This window comes from Reyranella massiliensis 521, assembly GCF_000312425.1.
In the GTDB taxonomy this organism is placed as follows: domain Bacteria; phylum Pseudomonadota; class Alphaproteobacteria; order Reyranellales; family Reyranellaceae; genus Reyranella; species Reyranella massiliensis.
The window spans coordinates 5,724,114-5,744,817 of record NZ_HE997181.1 but is presented as its reverse complement, the minus strand read 5'-3'; the positions used below and the strand labels follow the sequence as shown (position 1 = coordinate 5,744,817).

The 20,704-nt window shown below is 65.3% G+C and carries 23 protein-coding genes and 1 tRNA gene; 12 read left to right on the top strand and 12 right to left on the bottom strand.

The window, feature by feature from the left end; genetic code table 11:
- Positions 1-55 precede the first annotated feature (55 nt).
- From BN60_RS28070 to BN60_RS28060, 3 genes are all read left to right on the top strand, one after another.
- Entirely contained in the window at positions 56-1,093 is a 1,038-nt protein-coding gene (locus BN60_RS28070; protein ID WP_020699526.1) for a phosphotransferase family protein, read from the top strand.
- Between the two features lies 1 nt (position 1,094).
- Positions 1,095-1,454, top strand: coding sequence for a DUF6285 domain-containing protein (locus BN60_RS28065; protein WP_020699525.1), 360 nt, complete (start codon positions 1,095-1,097; stop codon positions 1,452-1,454).
- Positions 1,455-1,530: 76 nt separating this feature from the next.
- On the top strand, positions 1,531-2,229 hold the full coding sequence (locus tag BN60_RS28060) for an ArsR/SmtB family transcription factor (protein ID WP_020699524.1): 699 nt from the start codon (positions 1,531-1,533) through the stop codon (positions 2,227-2,229).
- Here the strand turns inward: BN60_RS28060 and BN60_RS28055 are convergent, their stop codons facing one another.
- The 4 genes from BN60_RS28055 to BN60_RS28040 are packed head-to-tail and all read right to left on the bottom strand — an operon-like array spanning position 2,230 to position 4,965.
- Positions 2,230-3,354: a DSD1 family PLP-dependent enzyme gene (locus BN60_RS28055; protein ID WP_043287095.1), complete on the bottom strand. Its 1,125-nt coding sequence runs from the start codon at positions 3,352-3,354 to the stop codon at positions 2,230-2,232.
- Positions 3,355-3,359: 5 nt separating this feature from the next.
- Complete coding sequence (locus BN60_RS28050) at positions 3,360-3,998, bottom strand: HAD-IA family hydrolase (protein ID WP_020699522.1); 639 nt, start codon at positions 3,996-3,998, stop codon at positions 3,360-3,362.
- A gap of 33 nt (positions 3,999-4,031) precedes the next feature.
- The gene (locus BN60_RS28045; RefSeq protein ID WP_020699521.1) at positions 4,032-4,526 is read right to left on the bottom strand and encodes a PaaI family thioesterase; all 495 of its coding nucleotides are present in this window, start codon (positions 4,524-4,526) and stop codon (positions 4,032-4,034) included.
- A gap of 1 nt (position 4,527) precedes the next feature.
- Entirely contained in the window at positions 4,528-4,965 is a 438-nt protein-coding gene (locus BN60_RS28040; protein WP_020699520.1) for a PaaI family thioesterase, read from the bottom strand.
- A 112-nt stretch (positions 4,966-5,077) separates the two neighbouring features.
- Here BN60_RS28040 and BN60_RS28035 point away from each other — a divergent pair, with 112 nt between their 5' ends.
- Positions 5,078-5,467: a pore-forming ESAT-6 family protein gene (locus BN60_RS28035; RefSeq protein ID WP_020699519.1), complete on the top strand. Its 390-nt coding sequence runs from the start codon at positions 5,078-5,080 to the stop codon at positions 5,465-5,467.
- A gap of 33 nt (positions 5,468-5,500) precedes the next feature.
- On the opposite strand, the gene BN60_RS28030 is transcribed toward BN60_RS28035, so the two are convergent.
- Complete coding sequence (locus BN60_RS28030; RefSeq protein WP_020699518.1) at positions 5,501-6,247, bottom strand: sulfite exporter TauE/SafE family protein; 747 nt, start codon at positions 6,245-6,247, stop codon at positions 5,501-5,503.
- A 93-nt stretch (positions 6,248-6,340) separates the two neighbouring features.
- Here BN60_RS28030 and BN60_RS28025 point away from each other — a divergent pair, with 93 nt between their 5' ends.
- Positions 6,341-7,228, top strand: a complete 888-nt coding sequence (locus BN60_RS28025; RefSeq protein WP_020699517.1) for a LysR family transcriptional regulator — start codon at positions 6,341-6,343, stop codon at positions 7,226-7,228.
- The gene (locus BN60_RS28020) at positions 7,225-7,785 is read left to right on the top strand and encodes a DUF488 domain-containing protein (protein ID WP_020699516.1); all 561 of its coding nucleotides are present in this window, start codon (positions 7,225-7,227) and stop codon (positions 7,783-7,785) included. The genes BN60_RS28025 and BN60_RS28020 overlap by 4 nt, the downstream gene beginning before the upstream one ends.
- 49 nt (positions 7,786-7,834) lie before the next feature.
- Here the strand turns inward: BN60_RS28020 and BN60_RS28015 are convergent, their stop codons facing one another.
- Both BN60_RS28015 and BN60_RS31595 read right to left on the bottom strand, forming a co-directional pair.
- Positions 7,835-8,548 (bottom strand): YfdX family protein, encoded by a 714-nt coding sequence (locus BN60_RS28015; RefSeq protein WP_020699515.1) that lies wholly within the window; start codon positions 8,546-8,548, stop codon positions 7,835-7,837.
- 54 nt (positions 8,549-8,602) lie between these two features.
- Positions 8,603-9,589 (bottom strand): helix-turn-helix transcriptional regulator, encoded by a 987-nt coding sequence (locus BN60_RS31595; RefSeq protein ID WP_020699514.1) that lies wholly within the window; start codon positions 9,587-9,589, stop codon positions 8,603-8,605.
- A 151-nt stretch (positions 9,590-9,740) separates the two neighbouring features.
- On the opposite strand from BN60_RS31595, the gene BN60_RS28005 reads away from it, so the two are divergent.
- From BN60_RS28005 to BN60_RS29320, 3 genes are all read left to right on the top strand, one after another.
- Positions 9,741-10,553, top strand: coding sequence for a hypothetical protein (locus BN60_RS28005; protein WP_020699513.1), 813 nt, complete (start codon positions 9,741-9,743; stop codon positions 10,551-10,553).
- Between the two features lie 74 nt (positions 10,554-10,627).
- On the top strand, positions 10,628-11,353 hold the full coding sequence (locus BN60_RS29325; protein ID WP_148283542.1) for a hypothetical protein: 726 nt from the start codon (positions 10,628-10,630) through the stop codon (positions 11,351-11,353).
- A 37-nt stretch (positions 11,354-11,390) separates the two neighbouring features.
- Entirely contained in the window at positions 11,391-12,644 is a 1,254-nt protein-coding gene (locus tag BN60_RS29320; protein WP_051150201.1) for a lysozyme inhibitor LprI family protein, read from the top strand.
- A 67-nt stretch (positions 12,645-12,711) separates the two neighbouring features.
- Here the strand turns inward: BN60_RS29320 and BN60_RS31885 are convergent, their stop codons facing one another.
- The 4 genes from BN60_RS31885 to BN60_RS27980 all read right to left on the bottom strand — a co-directional run bounded on the left by BN60_RS31885 (position 12,712) and on the right by BN60_RS27980 (position 14,544).
- Entirely contained in the window at positions 12,712-13,032 is a 321-nt protein-coding gene (locus BN60_RS31885; RefSeq protein ID WP_086002700.1) for an integrase core domain-containing protein, read from the bottom strand.
- A complete protein-coding gene (locus BN60_RS31110) occupies positions 12,930-13,727 on the bottom strand; it encodes a helix-turn-helix domain-containing protein (RefSeq protein ID WP_051150200.1) in 798 nt (265 codons plus the stop codon). Before BN60_RS31110 ends, BN60_RS31885 begins: the two co-directional genes overlap by 103 nt.
- Positions 13,728-13,870: 143 nt before the next feature.
- Positions 13,871-13,945 (bottom strand) — tRNA-Gln (locus BN60_RS27985).
- 86 nt (positions 13,946-14,031) lie between these two features.
- Entirely contained in the window at positions 14,032-14,544 is a 513-nt protein-coding gene (locus BN60_RS27980; RefSeq protein ID WP_020699510.1) for a flavin reductase family protein, read from the bottom strand.
- A gap of 206 nt (positions 14,545-14,750) precedes the next feature.
- Between BN60_RS27980 and BN60_RS27975 the strand changes: the two genes are divergently transcribed.
- The 3 genes from BN60_RS27975 to BN60_RS27965 are packed head-to-tail and all read left to right on the top strand — an operon-like array spanning position 14,751 to position 17,580.
- Entirely contained in the window at positions 14,751-15,611 is an 861-nt protein-coding gene (locus tag BN60_RS27975) for a CHAD domain-containing protein (protein WP_083856322.1), read from the top strand.
- Positions 15,612-15,633: 22 nt separating this feature from the next.
- Positions 15,634-16,809: a CobW family GTP-binding protein gene (locus BN60_RS27970; protein WP_020699508.1), complete on the top strand. Its 1,176-nt coding sequence runs from the start codon at positions 15,634-15,636 to the stop codon at positions 16,807-16,809.
- A 21-nt stretch (positions 16,810-16,830) separates the two neighbouring features.
- The gene (locus BN60_RS27965; protein ID WP_020699507.1) at positions 16,831-17,580 is read left to right on the top strand and encodes a DUF4336 domain-containing protein; all 750 of its coding nucleotides are present in this window, start codon (positions 16,831-16,833) and stop codon (positions 17,578-17,580) included.
- Here BN60_RS27965 and BN60_RS27960 read toward each other — a convergent pair.
- Positions 17,557-20,703: a multidrug efflux RND transporter permease subunit gene (locus BN60_RS27960; protein ID WP_020699506.1), complete on the bottom strand. Its 3,147-nt coding sequence runs from the start codon at positions 20,701-20,703 to the stop codon at positions 17,557-17,559. The two genes, BN60_RS27965 and BN60_RS27960, sit on opposite strands and share 24 nt — an antisense overlap.
- Position 20,704: the final 1 nt, after the last annotated feature.

Genomic DNA, 20,704 nt, shown 5'->3' with positions numbered 1-20,704 from the left:
CCGTTTGGGCGCGCCCTCTTACCATGGGGCGGGCCCTGTGCCACAGTCCGGGTAAATGACCGTTCACATACCCTCTGAACCCGAAGCCGTGGCATCGGGACTGGCGACTGCGGCAGGCCGCCACTTCGGCCGCCTCGCGACCATCGAAGGCCTGACCCGTCAATCCGGTGGCGCGTCGCGCCAGACTTGGAGCTTCGACGCCATTGTGGATGGCGCCCGCCACGAGTTGATCCTGCGCCGCGATCCGCCAACCCTCGGAGCCACCGAGAGCAAGGCCGGAAGCGAGCGCTCCGCGGCACTCGACCGAGGCACCGAATTCCGCGTCATCCGCGCGGCCTGGCAGACGGGTGTCCGCGCGCCCGAAGTGCTGTTCGAGCTAGAGCCTCAAGACGGGCTCGGCGAAGCCTTCGTGATGCGCCGGGTCGGCGGCATCGCAATCGCCCGCAAACTGTTGCGCGATCCGCCTTACGCGGCCGCCCGCGAAAAGATGGCCGGTCAACTCGGCGAGATCCTGGCGCGCATCCACGCCGTCGATCCCGCAACCCTGCCGCCGCTCGACCGTCGCGAAGCCGGCGACCACATCGCGAGCCTGCGCGGCCTGCTCGACACGCTCGGCACATCGCAGCCGGTGTTCGAACTCGCCCTCACCTGGCTCGACCGCCGCAAGCCGCCGACAACGGCACAGCCGGTGCTGGTGCATGGCGACTATCGCACCGGCAACTATCTCGCCGACGAAACGGGCGTCACCGCGATCCTCGACTGGGAGGGCGCGCATCTCGGCGATCCCATCGAAGATCTAGGATGGCTGTGCGTGAAGAGCTGGCGCTTCGGCGCCATCGACAAGCCCGCCGGCGGCTTCGGCAGCCGCCAGGCGTTGTGGGCCGCCTACGAACGTGCAGGCGGCATCAAGGTCGATCCGGCGCGCGCACATTGGTGGGAGGTCTTCGGAACGGTGCGCTGGGGCATCATCTGCCATACCCAGGCCTGGAAGCACCTTTCGGGTGCGCAGAAGTCGATGGAGCTTGCTTCGATCGGCCGACGTGCCGTCGAGACCGAAGTCGACCTGCTGCAACTGCTGAAGACCGGAGGCTGACATGGCGCAGGATCGCCCGACCGCCGGCGAGCTGCTGGCCGCCATCGCCGACTTCCTACGCGAGGAGGCGATACCGGCGCTGGATCGCACCGACCCGCGGCTTGGCTTCCAGACTCGGGTTGCCGTGAACTCGCTCGCGATTCTCGAACGCGAGGCGCGCCTCGGCCCTGCCGCCGACGCGCGCGAGCACGAAAGACTGACCAAGCTGCTGGGCCGCGACGGCACGCTTACGGAACTCAATCGCGAGCTGGCGCGTCAATTGCGCGCCGGCGAGCGCGACGAACGCGACGCCACCCTGATGGCGCACCTCGAAGCCACTACCGCCGACAAGATCGCCATCGCCAACCCCAAGTGGCGATAGCGGCGACGCCAATGGTTCGGCCGCAGCCGAACCATTGGCCGTGGCGAGCCGTGCGGCCCGGGCATAGAGTCCGGCCATGATCACCGTGAACGCTCTCTCCGAAGTCGCCGCCTTGATGGGCGACCCGGCGCGTGCCGCCATGCTCTCCCTTCTCATGGACGGCCGCGCCCATACCGCGTCCGATCTCGCGCTGATCGCCGGCATCACGGCGCAGACCGCGAGCGGGCATCTCGCGCGCATGGTCGAGGGCAACCTGCTGGCGGCCCGCGCCCAGGGGCGCAACCGATTCTACCGGCTGGCTTCTTCCGACGTGGCCCATGCCATCGAATCGCTGATGGCGTTGGCGGGCACACGCGCCACAGCGGCTTCGCGGAGCGCGGCCTGGCGGCGCGATCCCGACCTGCGCTTCTGCCGCACCTGCTACGACCACCTCGCGGGCCAGGTCGGCATCGCCGTCACCGATTCGCTGACCAAGCACGGCTACCTCGAACCCAAGGGCCCGCGCGACTGGAAGCTCACCCAGCCGGGCGAGCTGTTCTGTGAACGACTGGGCGTCGATCTGCCCGGCGCACGTCAGGCGAGTTCGCGCCACTTCGCGCGTCAGTGCCTTGACTGGAGCGAGCGGCGCCCGCACATCTCGGGCGCGCTGGGCGCAGCGATTGCCGACACCTTCTTCAAGCGCGGCTGGGCCGAGCGCCTGCGCCGCAGCCGCACGGTGCGGCTGACCGACTCCGGCCGCCGTGCGCTCGGCAGCCATTTCGGCGCGACGGTCTAACTACCAGCCCTGGAAGCGTTGCCACGGCACGGCGTCACCGTCGGGCGACACCGCGAGATAGAACGGATATTGCGCGCCCGTGGCGCAGGCATGGTTGGGCAACAGGCGCAGCTTGGTGCCAATCGGAAAGCGCTGGACCACGCCGGGATCGGCAGCTCCGTCGCGACGCGAGATGATGCCGTGTTCCTGGTTGGCGCCCGACACGAACAACCCGTCGATCACCTGGCCCGACGCATCGCAGACGGCGCCATAGCCATAGTCGATCTTCTGCCGCTGCGTGCCGCGATCGCGGCTCATCGCCATCCAGCCGGCATCGACGATCACCCAGCCCTTCTCCGGCTGGTGCCCGATCACGGTGGCCAGCACCGACAGCGCCACCTGCTGCGGCGTGCAGACGCCAACATTCGACATCACGAGATCGAAGAAGACATAAACGCCAGCGCGCACTTCGGTGACGCCGGCGAGGTTCCGGGCCGCCAGCGCCGTTGGAGTCGAGCCGACGCTGACCTCGGGGCAGGCCATGCCGGCGGCGCGCAAGCGTTCGGCCGCCCGCACGCAGAGCGCCCGCTCCTGCTCGGCGAGCTTCTGCAGCGCCTCGTCCGTATCGAGATCGTAGGAGCTGCCGGCATGGGTCAGCACGCCTTTCAAGTGCTGGCCGCCCTCCTGCAGAACCTTGCCGATCTCGATCAACTCCGCCGCCTCGGGCTGCACACCCGAACGATGACCGTCGGAATCGATCTCGATCATCACCTCGAAAGCGTGGGCGGCTTCCTTGCCCTTGGCGACGACGGCCTGTGCGGCCGCTACCGAATCGACCAGGATGGTGAGCGCGCACCCACGGCGGATGAGGGCCAGCGCCCGGTCGAGCTTCTCCGGCGCCATGCAGACGGCATAGAGGATGTCGGCAAAGCCCGCGGCGAAGAACTGCTCCGCCTCCTTCAGCGTGGAGACGGTGATGCCTTTGGCCCCTGCCTCCTGCTGGCGACGTGCGACCTCGATGCACTTCGACGTCTTCACATGCGGGCGCAGCCGGACGCCCAGCGCCGAGAGGTGCTTTTGCATACGGTCGATGTTCGCCGCCATGCGCGCCTCGTCGATCAAGGCGGCCGGCGTTTCGATGTCCATCAGCTTCACGAGAGGCGTCCTTCGAGCCAGGGGATGAGATCGTCGAGCGTAGGCCGTTCGAGCGCGGCGGCCGGGGCACCGTCGGGACGCGCAAGAGCGACCCGATTGTGCCAGTAGGTCCTGAGGCCCACGGCCGACGTGCCAAAGAGATCGTAGCCCGATCCGGCAACGAAAGCCGCCTCTTGAGGCGCCACGCCCAGCCGGTCGAGCGCCAGGCGATAGGGCCGCGGATCGGGCTTATAGGCGCCGGCTTCCTCGGCCGTGACCACGCAATCCCACGGCGTTGCCAGACGCGCCGCGGCAAGCGCGCCCAGCCGGATCGAGCAGTTGGTCACCACCGCAAGCCTGGCCCGTCCCTTCAACGCATCGAGAGCCTGTTGTGCCCCGCTCCACACCGGCAGGTCGGGCCAGCGCGCTTCGAGAGCATCGGCCGCACTCTCCGCAAGGCCGGTGTTGCGCGCGGCATCGCGCACCAGCGTCTCGTAAGGCACATAGGCACCGCAGCCGTAAGTCAGGCGCAGATACTCGGCCCGCCAGCGCCGCCCGGACGCCTCAGAGCCCGCCACCGAGTTCCACAGCGTCCACGAATCGATCAACGCCGTCAGAAGATCGAAGAGCACGGCTTTGGGAAAGGGAGTATTCATGCCGCGAACGTAGCAGACGGTATCGCCGCGCGCTCAGGACGAAGTCGTTTCCTCGCGCGCCAGACGGGCCTTGCCGAAGGTGAGACCATCGCCCGACGGGATCTTGGCAATCGAGGAGGCGCGCAGGATCTTCTCGTCACCCACCGTCAGATAGATGTTGGTGAAGAGCAGGGAACGTGTCTGGCGCACCACCTCGGCCCGGCCTTCGACCCAGTCGCCGACCTTGGCCGGCGCCACGAAGTCGAAGGTCATGTTGACCGTCGGCAGGAACTTGCGCAGCCCCACCAGGGTGCCGCCGCCCATCGTGCCGACGAGGTCGGCGACGCTCATCATCATGCCGCCGTGCAGACCGCCCGCCGGATTGCACATGTGAGACTGCACGCGAAAGCCCATGACGAACTCGTCGCGCGTGCCCTTCTCGCCGCGCCTGGCGTAGAGGTTGCCGATATGGGTGTTGAAGGTCGGATCGGGCCGGCCACGATCGAAATCGATGCGGATGAAACCTTCGGGCGGATTGTCGTCGATCACACTAACTCCTGACAGGAAGCTGACGGCGGGCGCTGAGCAATGCGAAGTCGCCCAGCCCGCCCAATACATCGTGGCGTGGACCATAGAGGCGACCCCGGACATGCACCATGTGCTCGTCCTGGCCCACGAGTTCGCCGGTCGCCTCGAGCCAGTCGCCGACACGGGCCGGCGACAGATAGTCGAGGGTGAGCCGCAAGGTCACACAGCGTCGATCGATGGCGCGCCAGACGACCGAACCCAGCGCCGAATCGAGAAAGGCCGCCAGCATGCCGCCATGGACGATGCCCAGGGCGTTGGCGTGTTGCGGACCGGGCAGAAAGCCGCGCCAAACGCGCCGGCCCTCGACCTTCTCGAACCACGGCCCATTGGCAGCTGCAAAACCGGACGCCTCGGTGATTTCGCGAAAGCCCGGCGGAATCTTCGAAACAGATCTGATCACAAGTCATCCTACACAGAAAATTCACGGCGCCCACAATTACGCCACGACAGTCCTGTGTCTTATCGCGTTCGCGAGAGGGGGTGGGTTCCCTGAGTACAGATCGGAGTATCTAATGAAGATCGACGTCCAAGGACTGCTGGTTTCTGCGCTCGTCGTGTTGGCAGCGACAGGCCCGGCCCTGGCACAGACGCCGGATCAGATGAAAATGGCCTACAACAGCGCGCGCAATCAGCTCGGCGTGGTTCAGTACTGCAAGGAGAAGGGCTTTGCAGACGCCGACACGATATCGATGCAGCAGAAGATGATGGGCCTGATCCCGAAACCCGCGGACACGAAGGAAGGCGACGAGGCCGAGGCTCTCGGCAAGAAGGGCACCATTTCGTCGATGGGCACGACGCAGGAACTCGAAGCCGCCGCCAAGGCACAGAATTCCTCGGTCGAGAAAGTCTGTCAGGCCCTGTCTTCGGCCATCAAGCAGGCAGGCGCCTCTCTTCCCAAGTAGGAACCCGACAACAGGCGGCGATGGATTGCCGGCCTAGGCAATCCCCGTCAGCAGCACCAAACCGTAGCCGACATAGTAGAGTCCCAGCACGGTGATCAGACGGCCGGCCCACATGCGAAACTGGCCGTCTGACAGGCGCTCGAGGATCTGCTTGCCGAGCGATGTGCCGAGCATCGAGGCCGCCACCGCCATCGCCAATACCCAGGGCTCTACGGAGCCTGTCTGCTCGATCAACGCGCCGAAGTAGAGAAGCTTCGAGCCATGACCGAACACCTGGCACGAGGCCTTGGTCGCCACGATCTGCCGCCGGTTCATCTGCGAGCGCAGGAAGAGCTGGTCGATCAGAGGGCCGGTAACGCCAGTCAGCAGCATCAATGCCATGCACGCAATGCCGCCGCCTATCGCCTGCACCGGCCCGAGGGTCGCCGGCAACAACCGTTCGGGCACGATACGCAGCAGGAAGGGCGAGACACCCAGCATCAGGAGCGCCACGGCCTTCTCGGGGACGTAAAGCGTCAGCGACCAGGCGCCCACGGCAATGACGCAGCCCAGCACATAGAAGACCGTGATCCGCCACTGGATGTGCCGCCACCACAGGATCGCCCGCCACCCGTTGGACGCCATCTGCGTCACTGCATGCAGCACCATCGCCATGGGCAGCGGCAGCAGGAACAGCAGGACGCCGATCAACACCATGCCGCCCGCCATCCCGAAGATGCCGGACAGGAATGCCGTGAAGACCATCAGGAGCCCCAGGCCCGCTGCCATCGCAATCGTCATCTCGTCCTCGCCCGTCGATGACTGCACGCTATGTCGGGCCTATCCAGTTCTCAAATATATGATAAATGGCATATCCATATCGGATACATATCCATGGAACTGCGCCATCTCCGCTATTTCGTTGCCGTCGCCCGCGAGGGCCATGTCACGCGCGCGGCGGAGAAGCTCCACATTCAGCAACCGCCCCTGTCGCAGCAGATCCGCGCCCTCGAACGCGAAATCGACGCGAGCCTCTTCGTACGCCACCCACGCGGCGTCAGCCTGACCGACGCCGGCCGCTCCTTTCTGGTCGACGCCGAAGCGATCCTCGCCGCTGTCGACCAGGCCATCGTGCGAGCGCGTCGTACGGCACGCGGCGAGACCGGCCGCATCGCCGTGGGATTCACCACCTCGGCGCCGTTTCATCCTCTGGTCGCGCGCGCGATTCGCGAGTTCCGCAGCACGCGGCCCGATGTCTCGTTCGTGCTGGAGGAGAGCAGTTCGGGCGAACTCCTGGCCGGCCTGCGCGAGGAGCGGTTGGATATCGCCTTCATCCGCGCGGGCCTTGCCGACCCGCAGGGGCTCACCGTGCATGCGTTGCTGCAGGAAGAAATGTCGGCCGCGCTGCCGGCCCGCCACCGCCTGACCCGTCGGCCGAAGCTCACCCTGAAGGATCTCGCGACGGAGGACTTCATCCTCTACCGCCGGCCCGATGGTCGCGGCCTCTACGACGTGATCATCGCCGCCTGCAGCGAAGCGGGCTTCAGCCCCCATGTCAGCCAGGAGGCGCCGCGCATCGTTTCCACCCTCAACCTGGTCGCCGCCGGGTTGGGGATTACCATCGTCCCGGCCTCCTTGAGCCGCCTGCCCCTGGAGGGTGTAACCTACCGCCCCCTCACCGGGCGGCCCGCGCTCAAGGTGCCGCTCAATCTGGCCTGCCGTCGCGATGAACATTCGGCCGCAACGCTGGGCTTCATCGATCTGGTCCGGCAGCTCGCATGAAACCGATCAAGACCATCGGCCACTCCAATCACCCGGTCGAGCGCTTCGTCGATCTCCTGACCGCAGCTGGCGTCGAGGTGCTGGTCGACGTGCGCTCGACACCTTATTCGCGGCGCTTTCCGCAGTTCGGGCGGGAGCGACTGGTGGCCCGTCTCGCCACGGCCGACATTCTCTACCGCTACGAAGGCGCCGCGCTCGGGGGAAAACCCCAAGCCGGCGGAAGCTACGAGGCGCTGGCGACAAGGCCGGAATTCAGCGAGGCGCTGGACCGTCTGGTCGCCGCCGCTGCCGATACCACCCTCTGCTTGATGTGCGCCGAGAAGGAGCCACTCGACTGCCATCGCACGGTGCTGGTGTCCCGACGCTTAGCGGAGCGTGGTGCGCCGGTCGAACATCTGCTGGCCGACGGCCGCAGCGAGACGCATGCGGTCATCGAGGAGCGATTGCTGGCCGAGAGCAAGGAAGGGCTGCCCGACCTCTTTACGACGGAGCAGGACCGCGCGACGCGACTCGCGCAGATCTGGCGTGCCCGCGAACGTGCGATGAAGCGGGCCTAACGTGTCCTTCCCTCGATGCACGCCACCGAGGGAAGGAACGTCGAGGCTGCTAGTTCTGCTTCGGCGCTGCCGCCTTCGGCGGCTGGGCCGAAGCAAGAATCACGTCGTAGCGGACGCCTTCCTCGACCTTCTTCAGGGCGGCATTGGCTTCGTAGTACTTGCCGCCGTCGAGGAGCTTCGCCGCCTGGTCGACGTCGGCCATTGTCTTGTCGAGCGGCGCCAGCGCCATCGCGAACATCACCTTCACGTCGGCGACGCGGAGCTTTTCGATCGCCTCGGCGCGATTGCCCTTCTCAAGCGACTTGTTCGCGTCGGCAACGGCCGCAGCCTTGGCCGGCGTTGATACGAAGTCTTCGTCCAGGGCGAGCTGACCGTCGATCGGCAGCCACGCGACAGGCTGCGTCGACGCAGAGCCGGCAGCCGGCGCGGCCTTCATGCCCTTCGGCATCTTGAAATCCGCCTCGGCCTTCTGGAAGGCCGTCGAATCGGTCTTGGCCTTGGCCAGAGCGGCACGCGCATCGGCAACCAGCTTCTTCGCCGCGGCGGGATCGGCATCGAAGATCGCGACGCGGGCGAGGTGAAGCGCGCGGAAGGCAATGGCGCCGTCGGCCGACAGCTTGGCAAGGTCGCGGGCGGCTTCCTTTTGCTGCGCCGTCGGTGCGGTGGCCTGTGCGGGCGCGGATGGCGTCTGCTGGGCATAGACGGCGCCCGCCAGCAGGGTGGTTCCGAGCAGGGCTGCGGTAATCCCCTTGAAGACCTTCATGACTGTTCTCCTCTTCGAGCGACAGGCTCGTGAGGCAGCGTCGGAGGTGACGTCCTATGGGGCGCCATTGCGAAATTCCGACGGGGTGCAGCCGCATCTACGGCGAAACGTCCGGTTGAAGTAGGAAAGGTCATTGAAGCCACAGGCATGTGCGATCGATGCGATCGTGGAGATCGCTTCGGTCGGGCTGCGCAGCATTTGTTGCGAGCGTTCCAGCCGCAAGAACAGGACGAAATCGGAGAACGTCGTCTGGTCCTCTTGGAACAGTTTACGGACATAGCGCGGCGAAACACCGTGGCACACCGCAATCGCGTCGATGGAGAGTCCCGGCTCGCAAAGACGCCGGCCGATATCGGCCTTGATCGCCCGCAGCCGGGCCGCGCGCATGCCGCCGCGTTCATAGGCCGGCGGATCGGCGTCCGGAACGGCACCGATCATCGCCGCCATCAGGTCGCGGATATGGCCGGCGGCGAGCCGACTGAGCTCGTCGGGGTGCGGCATTTGGCTGTGCAATAGGCGCACATAGCCGAGGAGCAGACCGAGCACGTCGCTTTGCCGGCTTACCACGGTCATTGATGGGTTCTGGCAGACAGGAAGCAGCGGCATCAGATCGTCGATCGGCACCGATATGTTGGTGAATTTCGCCCTGTCGTGCGACTGGATAATGCTGCGTTCGCCTCCTCGCACAAAAATGGCGTCGCCGGCGTCGAGTATCCGTTCGCGGCCATTCTGGGCGACATGGAGCGGCACGTCGGCGGTCACGACGAAGATCATATCCGCCTCGTCGGCGGCGATGAGCTTTTGCGTGCGCGACACCCGAAAGGGAGTGGCGGCAATTGAGCCGCAAGCGGCGCCCGGCAGCATGAGCAGTTCGCCTTCGGCATGAAAAGCCGTATCTTTCGCCGGCTCGATGTCGAGCCGCACCATCATCTGTCCGAATACCTCGCGCCAGACCGGGAGCCGATCCTGAGCGGGCAGTGCCGACGTCGACAGGAATAGCGATGAGGCCGGTGCCGAGTCCGCTTCGTCCAGGTTCCCCATTCACGCCCCCTTCGCCGCGACGATGCAAGAGAGCCGTGCGAACGTCAATTTGGTTCCGTTCTGTCCGTATCCGGTTCCTTCCTGTCCACGACGAGGGGAGGCGGAAACGGCATTATGGGGCGCGATCAGGGGCGGTGGGGAAAAGATCTGAATGAGCTTGCCAGGCGGCGGGACTGTCAACGCCAGCGACAAAACGTCGACCGACCGGGCCTCGCACAAGAGGAAGGTCGGACGGGTGCTGCTGTTCTTTCTCTATTTCTTCGGCTTCGTATTCGCCCTACCCTTTCTGGCTGTCACTCTCGTGCAGGCAAAATACGGCCCCATCGACGGGCCGCCTTCCTTTCCGGCCGATCCTTTCGGGGAGCGGATCAAGGCCGTGACCCTATACGGCATTTTCGTCTGGGCCGGCTTGCAGTTTTTCGTCTTCGGCCGGATCGCCTCCTGGGCCGCCCAGGTGCCGGCCGTTCCCGGCATCGAGCCGGCGGCGGCGGAAACGCTGATGCAACGCCTGCTTTCCATCAACGAACAGGACGTTCCCTATACGATCAAGCGTGGCAGCCGCGCCAACGAACTCGTCGTCGACTGGCGTTACGCCGACGCCAAGTGGCTCGACCTGATGCGCATTCACGGCATTAGCAAAGGCTACCGGCTGGTGCTGCGCTTCGACGGGCGCGCGCGCAATGTCCGAGCACAGGACCGCTACGCTTCCTTCGACTGGTCGGCCGGGCGCGGCCCGGACCTGCTTAGCCTGAACTGGAGCGTCTCCTATGGCATTACTTTCTTCGAATACCGGCACGAGCGGGTCTTCGGCCTGCAATTCCGGGACGGCAAGCCGACCTTCGATCTCAGCTACGCCTACACGTTCGACCTCAACGAACTGAAGCAGCCGATAATCGAGATTATCTGCCATGCCGGCTGGAATTTCCGGCCGGTCATCACTTTCTTCCGCCCGATCGGCGGCTGAGCGCAGGACAGAGACAGGAGCGCGCCGTGAAACGACACTATCGGACCTTACTCGCGGCGACCCTGATGCTGCTCATGCCGGCCGTGCTGCTGCCGGCCGCCGCGCAGGACGAAGAGAAGCCGCGCTGGTTCGGCCCTTCCGACGGACGTTCTACGACGCTCGCCTACGGCATCCCGGACAGCGACTATGTGATGCTTCATTTCTCCTGCGCCATCGGCAAGCCCGTGGTGAACGTCAACGTGCAGGATGAGGAAAGCAGCGCCGAGGAGGGTGCGGCGATGCATGTGCGCCTGTCGGCGGGCGGAGAGACGGTCGAGTTTTCGGAAAAGGCCCGCTCCAACGAGGATTCAGGTGGAAAGGACGTGAAGGGGTACCTGCCGCTCGACGATACGCTGCGGGCCATCCTGACCGCGACGGGCGAACTGGAGATCGTCGTCGACGGGCATACGCAGCGCTACGACATGGAAGGTGCCGCCGAGCCGATGGCCGCCATGATCGCCGCCTGCGATGCCCCCAAGCCGGCTGGCGATCTCGACGCGACTTTGACGAACAAGGCCAAGCGGCCCTTGCAGAGCTTTGTCTGGTCGGAGGCCGGGATGAATAATTTCGAGGGTGGCGATGAATTCGATCCCGGACCGCTCGCACCGGGCGCAAGCTGGACATTCACCATCCCCGACGGGCGCAAGATCTGCACGTATGACATAGCGGTGATCTTCGAGGAGGAGGAATGCTGTAGCGATCCGTTGCCCGCCGGCACGCAGAATTTGTGCAAAAATGCTGAGTTCGTCGTCCATGACTAGATTTCTGGGCGTTAGGCGCGCGATTGCAATTGCCGTCTTGCTTACGTTTGGCGTCGCCTGGGCATTGCCGGCCAAAGCCGAAAGCGTGCCGGCAAGTTTCGATTGTGCCAAGACGACAAGCGCGGTGGAAAAGTTCATCTGCTCGCAGGCGGTGCTACGCTGGAACGACCTTGCCCTGTCGCACGCCTATGCGGCCGCAAAAGCCGAGGCGGTCGGCGCGGCCCGCGACGATCTGGTGCTCGAACAGCGCGACTGGGTCCGCGAGCGCGATCGCCGCTGCATTGCCGACCGGACATTTGCCGAATTGTCCGACACATCGGCTGAATTGGGCAAGCAGGCCTATGATTGCCTGAACACGGTCTATCTCAATCGTCGCATCAGCTTGCAGGATCTTGCAGTCGCACCCCTGGCGCCGCTCGGCGTCGAAGAGATCGACCTCAAGCCTATCGCGGCGGCCCGCCCCGAGATCGTCACCGAAACCGGACCGCGCATCTCCCGGATCGAGGCATCGCCCGATGGTTCGATGCTGGCGATCCTGCTGCCAAGCCTCGAATTCGATTTTCCCGACCAGATCTGGCTCTACCGGGTTGCCGACCGCAAGCTGGTTGCTGCAACCCCGCGCCCCAGCCTGACACCCCCGCCCCATCCCGACGGTTCACCAGCGGCGATCAAGGCGCTGGCCTGGCAGGGCGACACGCTTTACGCGCGCGTCGCCCTATGGACCTTGGAAGGCGAAGGGGAGGAAGGCACCACGGTCGTCTATGCGGCGACGTTGGACTGCAGCCGCCGCCTGGATGAGGTGCCAAACGATATCTACGCATTGCTCGAACAAGGCCGCGGCCCCGGCGTTGTCGGGCAAAGCGAGGTGCCGGAAAGCGAGTGGGACATTCTCGACACCATGCGGGGCAATCGCGATTTCCTCGTCTGGGCCTATGATCTCGGCCACGGCACGATCGAACTCAGGCTGCGCAAGCGGGCACCCGATACACCGACCACTCTTGTCGCGTGGGGCGGATGGGAGCTGGAGAACTATCTCTTCGATGCCGAGAATTCTCTGATTGTCTATCCAGCCGACACGGGCCTCGTTGCCTTCGATCTGGAAACGCGCAAACTCCGACGCATCGCCGGCACCTCGCATGACGACCGGCCTTATGCGCTCTCCGCCGATCTAGGCCTGCTCGTCTGGTCGACCCACAATTCGTGCGGCGACGAATTTTTGGCCAAACAGGATGAGCGCGCGCCGGAGCGCTTTTGCCTGGCGCATTTGCAAAAGTCGGAGGCAGACAAATGATGCGCGGCTGGCTTTCTGTAATCTGCTTTGGCGTCGCTCTCGCGGCAACCCCTGTGTCTGCCGAAAACTACATCCGGCAATATTGATGGTGAAGCCCGCCGAGGATGGGCTGAGCAGCGAGCCGGCCGAGACGCTGGACCGGCCGATGGCACGGCGCATCCCTCCCCAGGGACAGATGCGTTCGGTGTTCATTGTAGTAGTCGGCGTAGCCGGCGAGGATGCGGCGCAGATGGGCTTCGCCGAAGACGACGATGTGATCGAGGCACTCCCTGCGGATCGAGCCGATCAGTCTCTCCGCATGCCCGTTCTGCCAAGGTGACCGCCGGGCGATCGGGTGATCGCGTATGCCATGCCTGCAAGACGCTTCGTGACTGCCTGGCCGTAGCATCCGTCACGGTCCCGGATCATGTACTCTGGTGCTTCATCCCACGGGAACGCATCTGTGATCTGATGGGCGACCCAGTCCGCCGTCGGATGCGCCGTTACGCTCAGGGATATCAGCCGTCGGTGCTTGTGTCTCATAATGACCAGAACGAAAAGCAAGCGAAAGCCAACCGTTGGCACGACCAGGAAGTCCATCGCGCCGATGCCTGCCGTATGGTTGTGCAGAAAGCTCTTCCAGGTCTGCGACCGCCCTCGCCCACTCCTCGCCATGTACTTGGCGACTGTCGACTGCGCGACATCGATCCCGAGCCTGAGCAATTCGCCGTGGATGCGAGGCGCACCCCACAGTCGATTGGCCAGACTCATCTCCTGGATCAAGCGGCGGATCTCCCCTGGTATCCTTGGCCGACCACCACGGCTGCGCGACTTCCAGCGCCAATACAACCGGAAGCCCTTCCGATGCCATCGGACGACGGTCTCCGGTTGGACAATCGCCACAGCATCCAACACTGAGGGAAACAGGCGATAGAGCCAGACAAAGGGTAGTCGGTCGGCGACCGTCAATTTCGGGTTCGAGGGGACGCGCCGGCGCACCACGTTCAGCTGATGCCGCAGCAAGATGATCTCGGCTTCCAGCCGCGCCTTCGTCTTGAACGGCGAGATCATGACGTGGAGGAGCAGACTCAGGAACGCGATCATCGAGGATCAGCCTACCTAATCCCGCCCGTCACGCCAGCGCGGATGGAGTATTCAGTAGGGACACCGGTGCCAATCGACCTAAGTCGCTGAAATCTCGCGACTTCCTCCGTATACGGAAATCCCGTGACAGAGACTGCCGCGGTTGGCTGGGGCGCCAGGATTCGAACCTGGGAATGGAGGAATCAAAATCCTCTGCCTTACCGCTTGGCTACGCCCCAGCAGGCGTCCGTTTAGGCGGGCCGGAACATAGAGGGTTCGCGCCGCAGCGCAACCCCGGGCAGCGTCCAGGCCGCGTCCGCGTCATTCAGGCTGCGTTGGCGTGCTTCAGGGCATCGACGTGGACGAAGGCACCATCGGCATAGAGCAAGGGCTTCGCCTCGGGATCCAGGGCGAGGTCGACGATCTCGCCGATATAGATCGTGTGCGTGCCGGCTGCGACTTTGGTCACCAGCTTGCAGTCGAACGAGACGGGGCAGCCCTTCAGCACCGGCGCGCCGGTCGAAAGGGTGAACCAGTCGCCCATGTCGCAGAAGCGTTCGTCGCCTTCGACGCCGTCCATGCCAGCGAAGCGCTCCGCCAGCTTGCGATGGTCGGGCGCCAGGATATTGACGCAAAAGAAGCCCGCCTCGCCGATCGGATCGTGGGCGCTCGCGGTCTTGTTGACGCAGACCAGAATTTGCGGCGGTTCGGCGGAAACCGAACAAACCGCCGTCGCCGTCAGCCCTCCGCGCAGCTCCCGGTGCTTGGTGGTGATCAGGGTGACGCTCGCCGCGAGGTGGCGCATGCCCTTCTTGAAGGCAACCGCATCGATACTCATAGGCGCGACTCTAAAGCACGCCGGCCCGCCACCGCTACTGCAAAGGGTGGCGCGGAATTCGCGCTAAACGCCCGGCCGGCCAGCGAAATCCGCGAATTCCGCGAATTCCGGCCAGAAGGCGCATTAACCCCGATGCAACAAGACCCTCATCAGACTGTCGTTCTTTGCGGTTGCCCCATTGTTGGCAGCCGCTACGGTCGGTTTGCATGGCGTCCCGCGCGACCAAACTCTCTCCGGAAATGGCCCCCGATGTCGCCCTGCGGCTCATCGTGGCGAACTGCCATGTCGATCTTTCCAAGTATCGCGCCATCGTTCTGCAGAGTCGCCGGCCGATCGGGATCCATCAGACGCGGGTGGCTTTCCGGCAGATGCGCGCAGCTTTCAGCGTCTTCCGTGGCGCCCTCAACGGGCCGGTCGTCCGCTCTCTGTCGGCCGAAGCCAGGTGGCTGGCCGGCGAATGTGCGCCGGCCCGCGACCTGCACGTCTTCCTCACCGAGACCGTCGAAGGGGTTCCGCCCGCAGTGAGCCGCATCGCCGCCCGGCTTGCCGCCGTCCATCTGCAACGGGCCCGCGCCGCCCTGTCCGGCGCCCGATACAATGCGTTCGACCGACAGCTCGCGGCCTTCGCCGCCCAGCCGCCGTCGGGCCGGAACACGCGCCTCGTCGACTTCGGGCGGGAGGTGCTCGAGAAGCGGCACCGCAAGGTGGAGCGGCGTGGTCGCGGCCTCGAGAAGCTCAATGCCGAGGAGCTGCACGAGCTGCGCATTGCGATCAAGAAGCAGCGCTATGCGGCGACCTTCCTGCAGCCTGCCTTTGCCTCTGCAGCGGCCAAGCCCTATATCGAAACAACAGTGCGCCTGCAGGGTGCGCTCGGTGCCTTGAACGACCGCGCGGTGGCAGCCCAGATGCTGGCCGACATCGCCACGGCGACCCGCCCGACGGAAGACGTGGCTGGCGCCCTCAAGGCCCTCGCCAAGCAGGCGACGGGTGGCGACAAGCGCCGCCGGCGCAAGCTGGAACGGGCCTGGAAGGACTTCAAGAAGGCCGAGCGTTTCTGGCTGGCGTGACCTCCTTCGTAGCGAGAGTTTCATGAGTGACACGCAGAACGCCGCCGAACAGCGCATTCCCGTCACCGTGCTGACGGGCTTCCTCGGCAGCGGCAAGACCACCCTTCTGAACAAGCTGCTGCGGCGGCCGGAACTGGCCGACACGGCCGTGATCATCAACGAATTCGGCGAGATCGGGCTCGATCACCTGCTGGTCGAGAAGTCCGACGACGAGGGCATGGTCACGCTGAACTCGGGCTGCCTCTGCTGCACGGTACGCGGCGACCTGGTGCGCACCATGAGCGAGCTGTTCCTGAAGCGCTCGCGCGGCGAGGTGACGCCATTCAAGCGCATGGTGGTCGAGACCACCGGGCTGGCCGACCCCGCCCCCATCCTGCACACGCTGATGACGGACCCGTTGCTCGCCTCGCGCTATCGCCTCGACGGCGTGGTGACGACGGTCGACGGCGTGAACGGCGAGAGCACACTCGACAACCACGAGGAAGCCGTGAAGCAGGCCGCGGTGGCCGACCGGCTGCTGCTCACCAAGACCGACATCAGCGACGCGCCGAAGCTCGAGCAGCTCAAGAGCCGCCTGCACCAGCTCAACCCCGGTGCGCCGTTCCACGCCATTTCCGGCGGCGAGGTCGACCCCAACCAGATCCTGAATGCCGGCCTCTACAATCCCGAAACCAAGACCGCCGACGTGAAGCGCTGGCTTCACGAAGAAGCCTACGAGCACGAACATGGCGGCGGCGGTCACCACCATCACCATGGTCACGAGCATGGCCATGGGCATGGCCACGATCATGGTCATGACCATCACGACCACGAGCATGGCGGCGAGCAGGATCCGCACAATCCCAACCGCCACGACGATCGCATCAAGGCCTTCTGCATGACCTTCGACGAGCCGATGAGCTGGTCGACGGTCGCGGCCGCCTTCGACGCGCTGGTGACCTATCGCGGGCCCGACCTCCTGCGGATGAAGGGCATCCTGAACGTCAAGGACACCGACAAGCCGGTGGTCATTCACGGCGTGCAGCACGTCTTCCATCCGCCGGCGACGCTCGACGCCTGGCCCGAGGGCGACGACCGCAAGAGCCGCGTCGTATTCATCACCCGCGACATCGCCGAAAGCACAATCCGCAAGGTCTTTGCCTCCTTCTTCGATGCCGAGAAGAAAGGCTGGGGTCAGTCGGACGAAAAGAAGCCGTAGGCTCGCACGGAGTTCACCTCCATGTGCGGGCACGGCGACGCGACCTATCCGCCGCTCAACACCCTGAAAGCCGTTGCGCCCGACCTCTGGATCGTCGACGGGCCGACCATCCGTTTCGGCGCGCTGCCCGGCCTGAAGGTGCCGTTCCCGACCCGCATGACGGTAATCCGGCTCGGCGACGATCTCTTCATCCATTCGCCGACGCCGCTGCCCCCGTCCTTGCGGACGGAAGTCGTCGCCGCCGGCAACGTGCGCTGGATCGTCGGGCCCAACCGCATCCACTACTGGTGGATCCCGGAGTGGAAGGCGGCCTTCCCGCGCGCCGACGTCTGGCTGGCGCCGCGGATCGAAGAGCAGGCGAAGGGCCGCATCGCACCGCGCTTCCGCCCTCTCGATCGCGAGACCGGCTATCCCTGGGACAAAGCGATTGCGACCCTGCCGGTGGCCGGCAGCTACATGACCGAGGTCGTGTTCTTCCATCACGCCAGCCGCACCCTCGTGCTGGCCGACCTCATCGAGAATTTCGAGCCGCACAAGCTGGGCTCGTTCGCGCTGCGCTGGCTGGTGAAGCTGGGCGGCGTGGCCGCGCCCGACGGTCAGACGCCGCGCGACCTGCGCGCGACCTTCGCTCGGCAGCGGCCCGCGATGAAGGCCGCCGTCGAGAGGATGATCGCCTGGAACCCCGAGCGCGTGATCATCGCACACGGGCGCTGGTTCGAAACCGACGGAGCTGCCGAACTCCGCCGGTCATTCCGCTGGCTGCTGGACTGACGCCGGCGGCGCAGCCGCGGTCTTCTTCTCGCGATCGCGACCCAGCACACGCTGCACCACCACGAAGAACACCGGGACCATCAGCAGCGCCAGCACCACGACGGCAATCATGCCGCCCATGACGCCGGTGCCGAGCGCCTGCTGGCTCTTGCCGCCGGCGCCGGTCGCGATCGCCATCGGCAGCACGCCGCAGACGAAGGCAAAGCCGGTCATGAGGATCGGCCGGAAGCGCAGCTTGCAGGCTTCAAGCGTCGCCTCGACCAGCGGCTTGCCGCGGGCCCGCAGATCCTTGGCGAACTCGATGATCAGGATGGCGTCCTTGGCGGCAAGGCCGATGATCGTGATCAGCCCGACCGTGAAGTACACGTCGTTCGACAGCCCGCGCAGATTGGCCGCGACCACTGCGCCAGCCATGCCGAGCGGTACCGTCAGCAGCACGGCGATGGGAATCGTCCAGCTCTCGTACAGAGCGGCGAGGCAGAGGAAGACGACCAGAGCCGACAGTGCGAGCAGGAACGGCGCCTGCGACCCCGAGAGCTTCTCCTGCAACGACTGCCCGGTCCATTCGTAGCCGAACCCGCGCGGCAACTGGCCGGCGAGCCGTTCCATCTCGGCCAGTGCGTCGCCGCTGGTATAGTCTGGCTTCGCCTCGCCGCTGATACGGACCGAGGGGTAGTAGTTGAAGCCCACGATCTGCGTCGGCCCCTTCGCCCATTCGACCGTGGCGAAGGACGAGAACGGCACGAGCTGCCCCAGCGAGTTCCTGACGTTGTATCCCAGGATGCCGTCGGGATTCATGCGGCTCGCGGCTTCGCTCTGCACGATGACGCGCTGCATGCGGCCCTGGTTGGGGAAATCGTTGACATAGGCCGAGCCGAGATTGGTCGATATCGTGTTGTTGATATCCTCGAAGGTGACCCCAAAGGCGCTCGCCTTCTCGCGGTCGATCATCAGATTGACCTGCGGCGCTGCGGGCAGGCCTTCGATATAGACGTTCTGCAGGATCGGGCTGGCGTTGGCCGCAGCAACCAGTTGCTCCGCCGCCCTGTTCAACGCCGCCTGGCCTTTTTGACCACGGTCCTGCAGGCGGAAGCTGAAGCCCGCCGAATTGCCGAGATTGTCGATCGGCGGCGGCTGCAGGGCCGAGACCTCGGCGTCGCGGATCGCCGCCATATCGCGGTTGATGTCGGCGACAATGGCAGCCGCCGATTCGTTCGGGCCGCGTTCGGACCAGTCCTTCAGGGTGATGAAGGCCTGCGCGGTGTTGAGGCCCTGGCCGAGGAAGCTGTAGCCGGTGATGAAGGTGACATCCCCGACGCCCGGCTTTTCGGCCAGGTACTTCTCGACCTTCTCGACCGCGGCCTGGGTGCGGTTGTACGAAGCGTCGGCCGGCGTCTGAACGTCCGTGGTGATGAAGCCCTGGTCGTCGATCGGCAGGAAGCCGCCGGGCAGGCGCACGAACGCCCAGCCGAGCGCGAGCAGCAGGGCGGCGTAGATCGCCATCAGGCGGCCCGTCCGCTTCAGCGACCAGCCGACCACGCCGGTATAGCGGTCGCGCACCCCGTCGAGCGCGCGGTTGAAGAGGCCGAACGGGCCGCGCTTGGCATGACCATGGCCAGCCGCGACCGGCTTCAGCAGAGTGGCGCAGAGCGCCGGCGTCAGCGACAGCGCCATCAGGGCGGAGAAGCCGATGGCCGCCACCATGGTGACGGAGAACTGGCGGTAGATGATGCCGACCGAGCCCGGGAAGAAGGCCATGGGCAGGAACACAGCGACCAGCACCAGGGTGATGCCGACGATCGCGCTGGTGATCTGGGTCATCGCCTTGCGGGTCGCCTCCTTGGGCGACAATCCCTCCTCGGCCATGATGCGCTCGACGTTCTCGACCACCACGATGGCGTCGTCGACCAGGATGCCGATGGCCAGCACCATGCCGAACAAGGTCAGCATGTTGATCGAATAGCCTACCGCCAGCAGCGTGGCACAGGTGCCGAGCAGGGCGACCGGCACTACGATGGTCGGAATGATGGTGTAGCGGATGTTCTGCAGGAACAGGAACATCACGATGAAGACCAGCACCACCGCCTCGATCAGGGTCATGACGACCTTCTGGATGGAGGCCTTCACGACCGGCGTGATGTTGTAGGGAATCTGGTAGCTGATGTTGGCGGGGAAGAAGCGGGACAGCTCCTTCATCTTCGCCTCGACGGCGCTTGCCGTGGCGAGCGCGTTGCCGGTCGGCGACAGCAGCACCGAAAGGCCCGCCGTCGGCTTTCCGTTCAGGCGAGTGGTGAACTGGTAGCCCATCCCGCCGATCTCGACGCGGGCGACATCGCGCAGCCGCACGGTCGAGCCGTCCGGATTGGCACGCAACACGATGGCGCCGAATTCCTCGGGCGTTCCGAGCTGGCCCTTCACCAGCACCAGCGCCGACACGGGCTGCTGCGGCGTGCTGGGCTCGGCGCCGACGCTGCCCGAGGCGACCTGCGCATTCTGGGCGCTGATCGCCCGCGTGACGTCGTCCGCCGTCAGGCCGTACCCCACCAGCTTGGAAGGATCGACCCAGACGCGCAGCGACCGCTCCGTCGAGTAGAGCGTGGCACGGCCGACACCGGGAATACGCCGGATCTCGCCCAGCACGTTGCGGACCATGAAGTCGCCGAGGCCGACCTCGTCGAGGCTGCCGTCGGTCGAGGTGAGCGTGATGATCTGCAGCACCGCGCTCGAGGCTTCCTCGATCAGAATACCCTGCTGGATAACCGAGCGCGGCAGACGCGCTTCCACGCGCTTGATGCGGTTCTGCACCTCGACCGAGGCCATGCTGGGATCGGTGCCGGGCTCGAAGTTCGCGATGATCTCGACCTGCCCCAGCGAGTCGCTGGCCGACTCGAAGTTCAGGATGCCGGAGGCCCCGTTCAGCTCCTCTTCGATGAGGCGCGTTACGCTGTTGTAGAGGTTCTCAGGCGATGCGCCGGGATAGCTCGTGCTCACCGAGATCGAGGGCGGCGCGATGATCGGGTACTGCGCAATCGCCAGCAGCGGCACGGAGATCGCGCCGATCAGGCAAATGAAGAGGGCTACGACCCATGCGAAGATGGGCCGATCGATGAAGAAACTCGGCATG

Bases quoted from the DNA above. Each gene is read 5' to 3' on its own strand.
- BN60_RS29325 (WP_148283542.1), top strand. From the start codon at position 10,628: ATGCCGGCCGTGCTGCTGCCGGCCGCCGCGCAGGACGAAGAGAAGCCG.
- BN60_RS27970 (WP_020699508.1), top strand. From the start codon at position 15,634: ATGAGTGACACGCAGAACGCCGCCGAACAGCGCATTCCCGTCACCGTG.
- BN60_RS31885 (WP_086002700.1), bottom strand. From the start codon at position 13,032: ATGCTACGGCCAGGCAGTCACGAAGCGTCTTGCAGGCATGGCATACGC.
- BN60_RS28025 (WP_020699517.1), top strand. From the start codon at position 6,341: ATGGAACTGCGCCATCTCCGCTATTTCGTTGCCGTCGCCCGCGAGGGC.
- BN60_RS28070 (WP_020699526.1), top strand. From the start codon at position 56: ATGACCGTTCACATACCCTCTGAACCCGAAGCCGTGGCATCGGGACTG.
- BN60_RS28020 (WP_020699516.1), top strand. From the start codon at position 7,225: ATGAAACCGATCAAGACCATCGGCCACTCCAATCACCCGGTCGAGCGC.
- BN60_RS28060 (WP_020699524.1), top strand. From the start codon at position 1,531: ATGATCACCGTGAACGCTCTCTCCGAAGTCGCCGCCTTGATGGGCGAC.
- BN60_RS31110 (WP_051150200.1), bottom strand. From the start codon at position 13,727: ATGATCGCGTTCCTGAGTCTGCTCCTCCACGTCATGATCTCGCCGTTC.
- BN60_RS27960 (WP_020699506.1), bottom strand. From the start codon at position 20,703: ATGCCGAGTTTCTTCATCGATCGGCCCATCTTCGCATGGGTCGTAGCC.
- BN60_RS28030 (WP_020699518.1), bottom strand. From the start codon at position 6,247: ATGACGATTGCGATGGCAGCGGGCCTGGGGCTCCTGATGGTCTTCACG.
- BN60_RS28035 (WP_020699519.1), top strand. From the start codon at position 5,078: ATGAAGATCGACGTCCAAGGACTGCTGGTTTCTGCGCTCGTCGTGTTG.
- BN60_RS27975 (WP_083856322.1), top strand. From the start codon at position 14,751: ATGGCGTCCCGCGCGACCAAACTCTCTCCGGAAATGGCCCCCGATGTC.
- BN60_RS28015 (WP_020699515.1), bottom strand. From the start codon at position 8,548: ATGAAGGTCTTCAAGGGGATTACCGCAGCCCTGCTCGGAACCACCCTG.
- BN60_RS28005 (WP_020699513.1), top strand. From the start codon at position 9,741: ATGAGCTTGCCAGGCGGCGGGACTGTCAACGCCAGCGACAAAACGTCG.
- BN60_RS28050 (WP_020699522.1), bottom strand. From the start codon at position 3,998: ATGAATACTCCCTTTCCCAAAGCCGTGCTCTTCGATCTTCTGACGGCG.
- BN60_RS31595 (WP_020699514.1), bottom strand. From the start codon at position 9,589: ATGGGGAACCTGGACGAAGCGGACTCGGCACCGGCCTCATCGCTATTC.
- BN60_RS27965 (WP_020699507.1), top strand. From the start codon at position 16,831: ATGTGCGGGCACGGCGACGCGACCTATCCGCCGCTCAACACCCTGAAA.
- BN60_RS28065 (WP_020699525.1), top strand. From the start codon at position 1,095: ATGGCGCAGGATCGCCCGACCGCCGGCGAGCTGCTGGCCGCCATCGCC.
- BN60_RS27980 (WP_020699510.1), bottom strand. From the start codon at position 14,544: ATGAGTATCGATGCGGTTGCCTTCAAGAAGGGCATGCGCCACCTCGCG.
- BN60_RS28055 (WP_043287095.1), bottom strand. From the start codon at position 3,354: ATGGACATCGAAACGCCGGCCGCCTTGATCGACGAGGCGCGCATGGCG.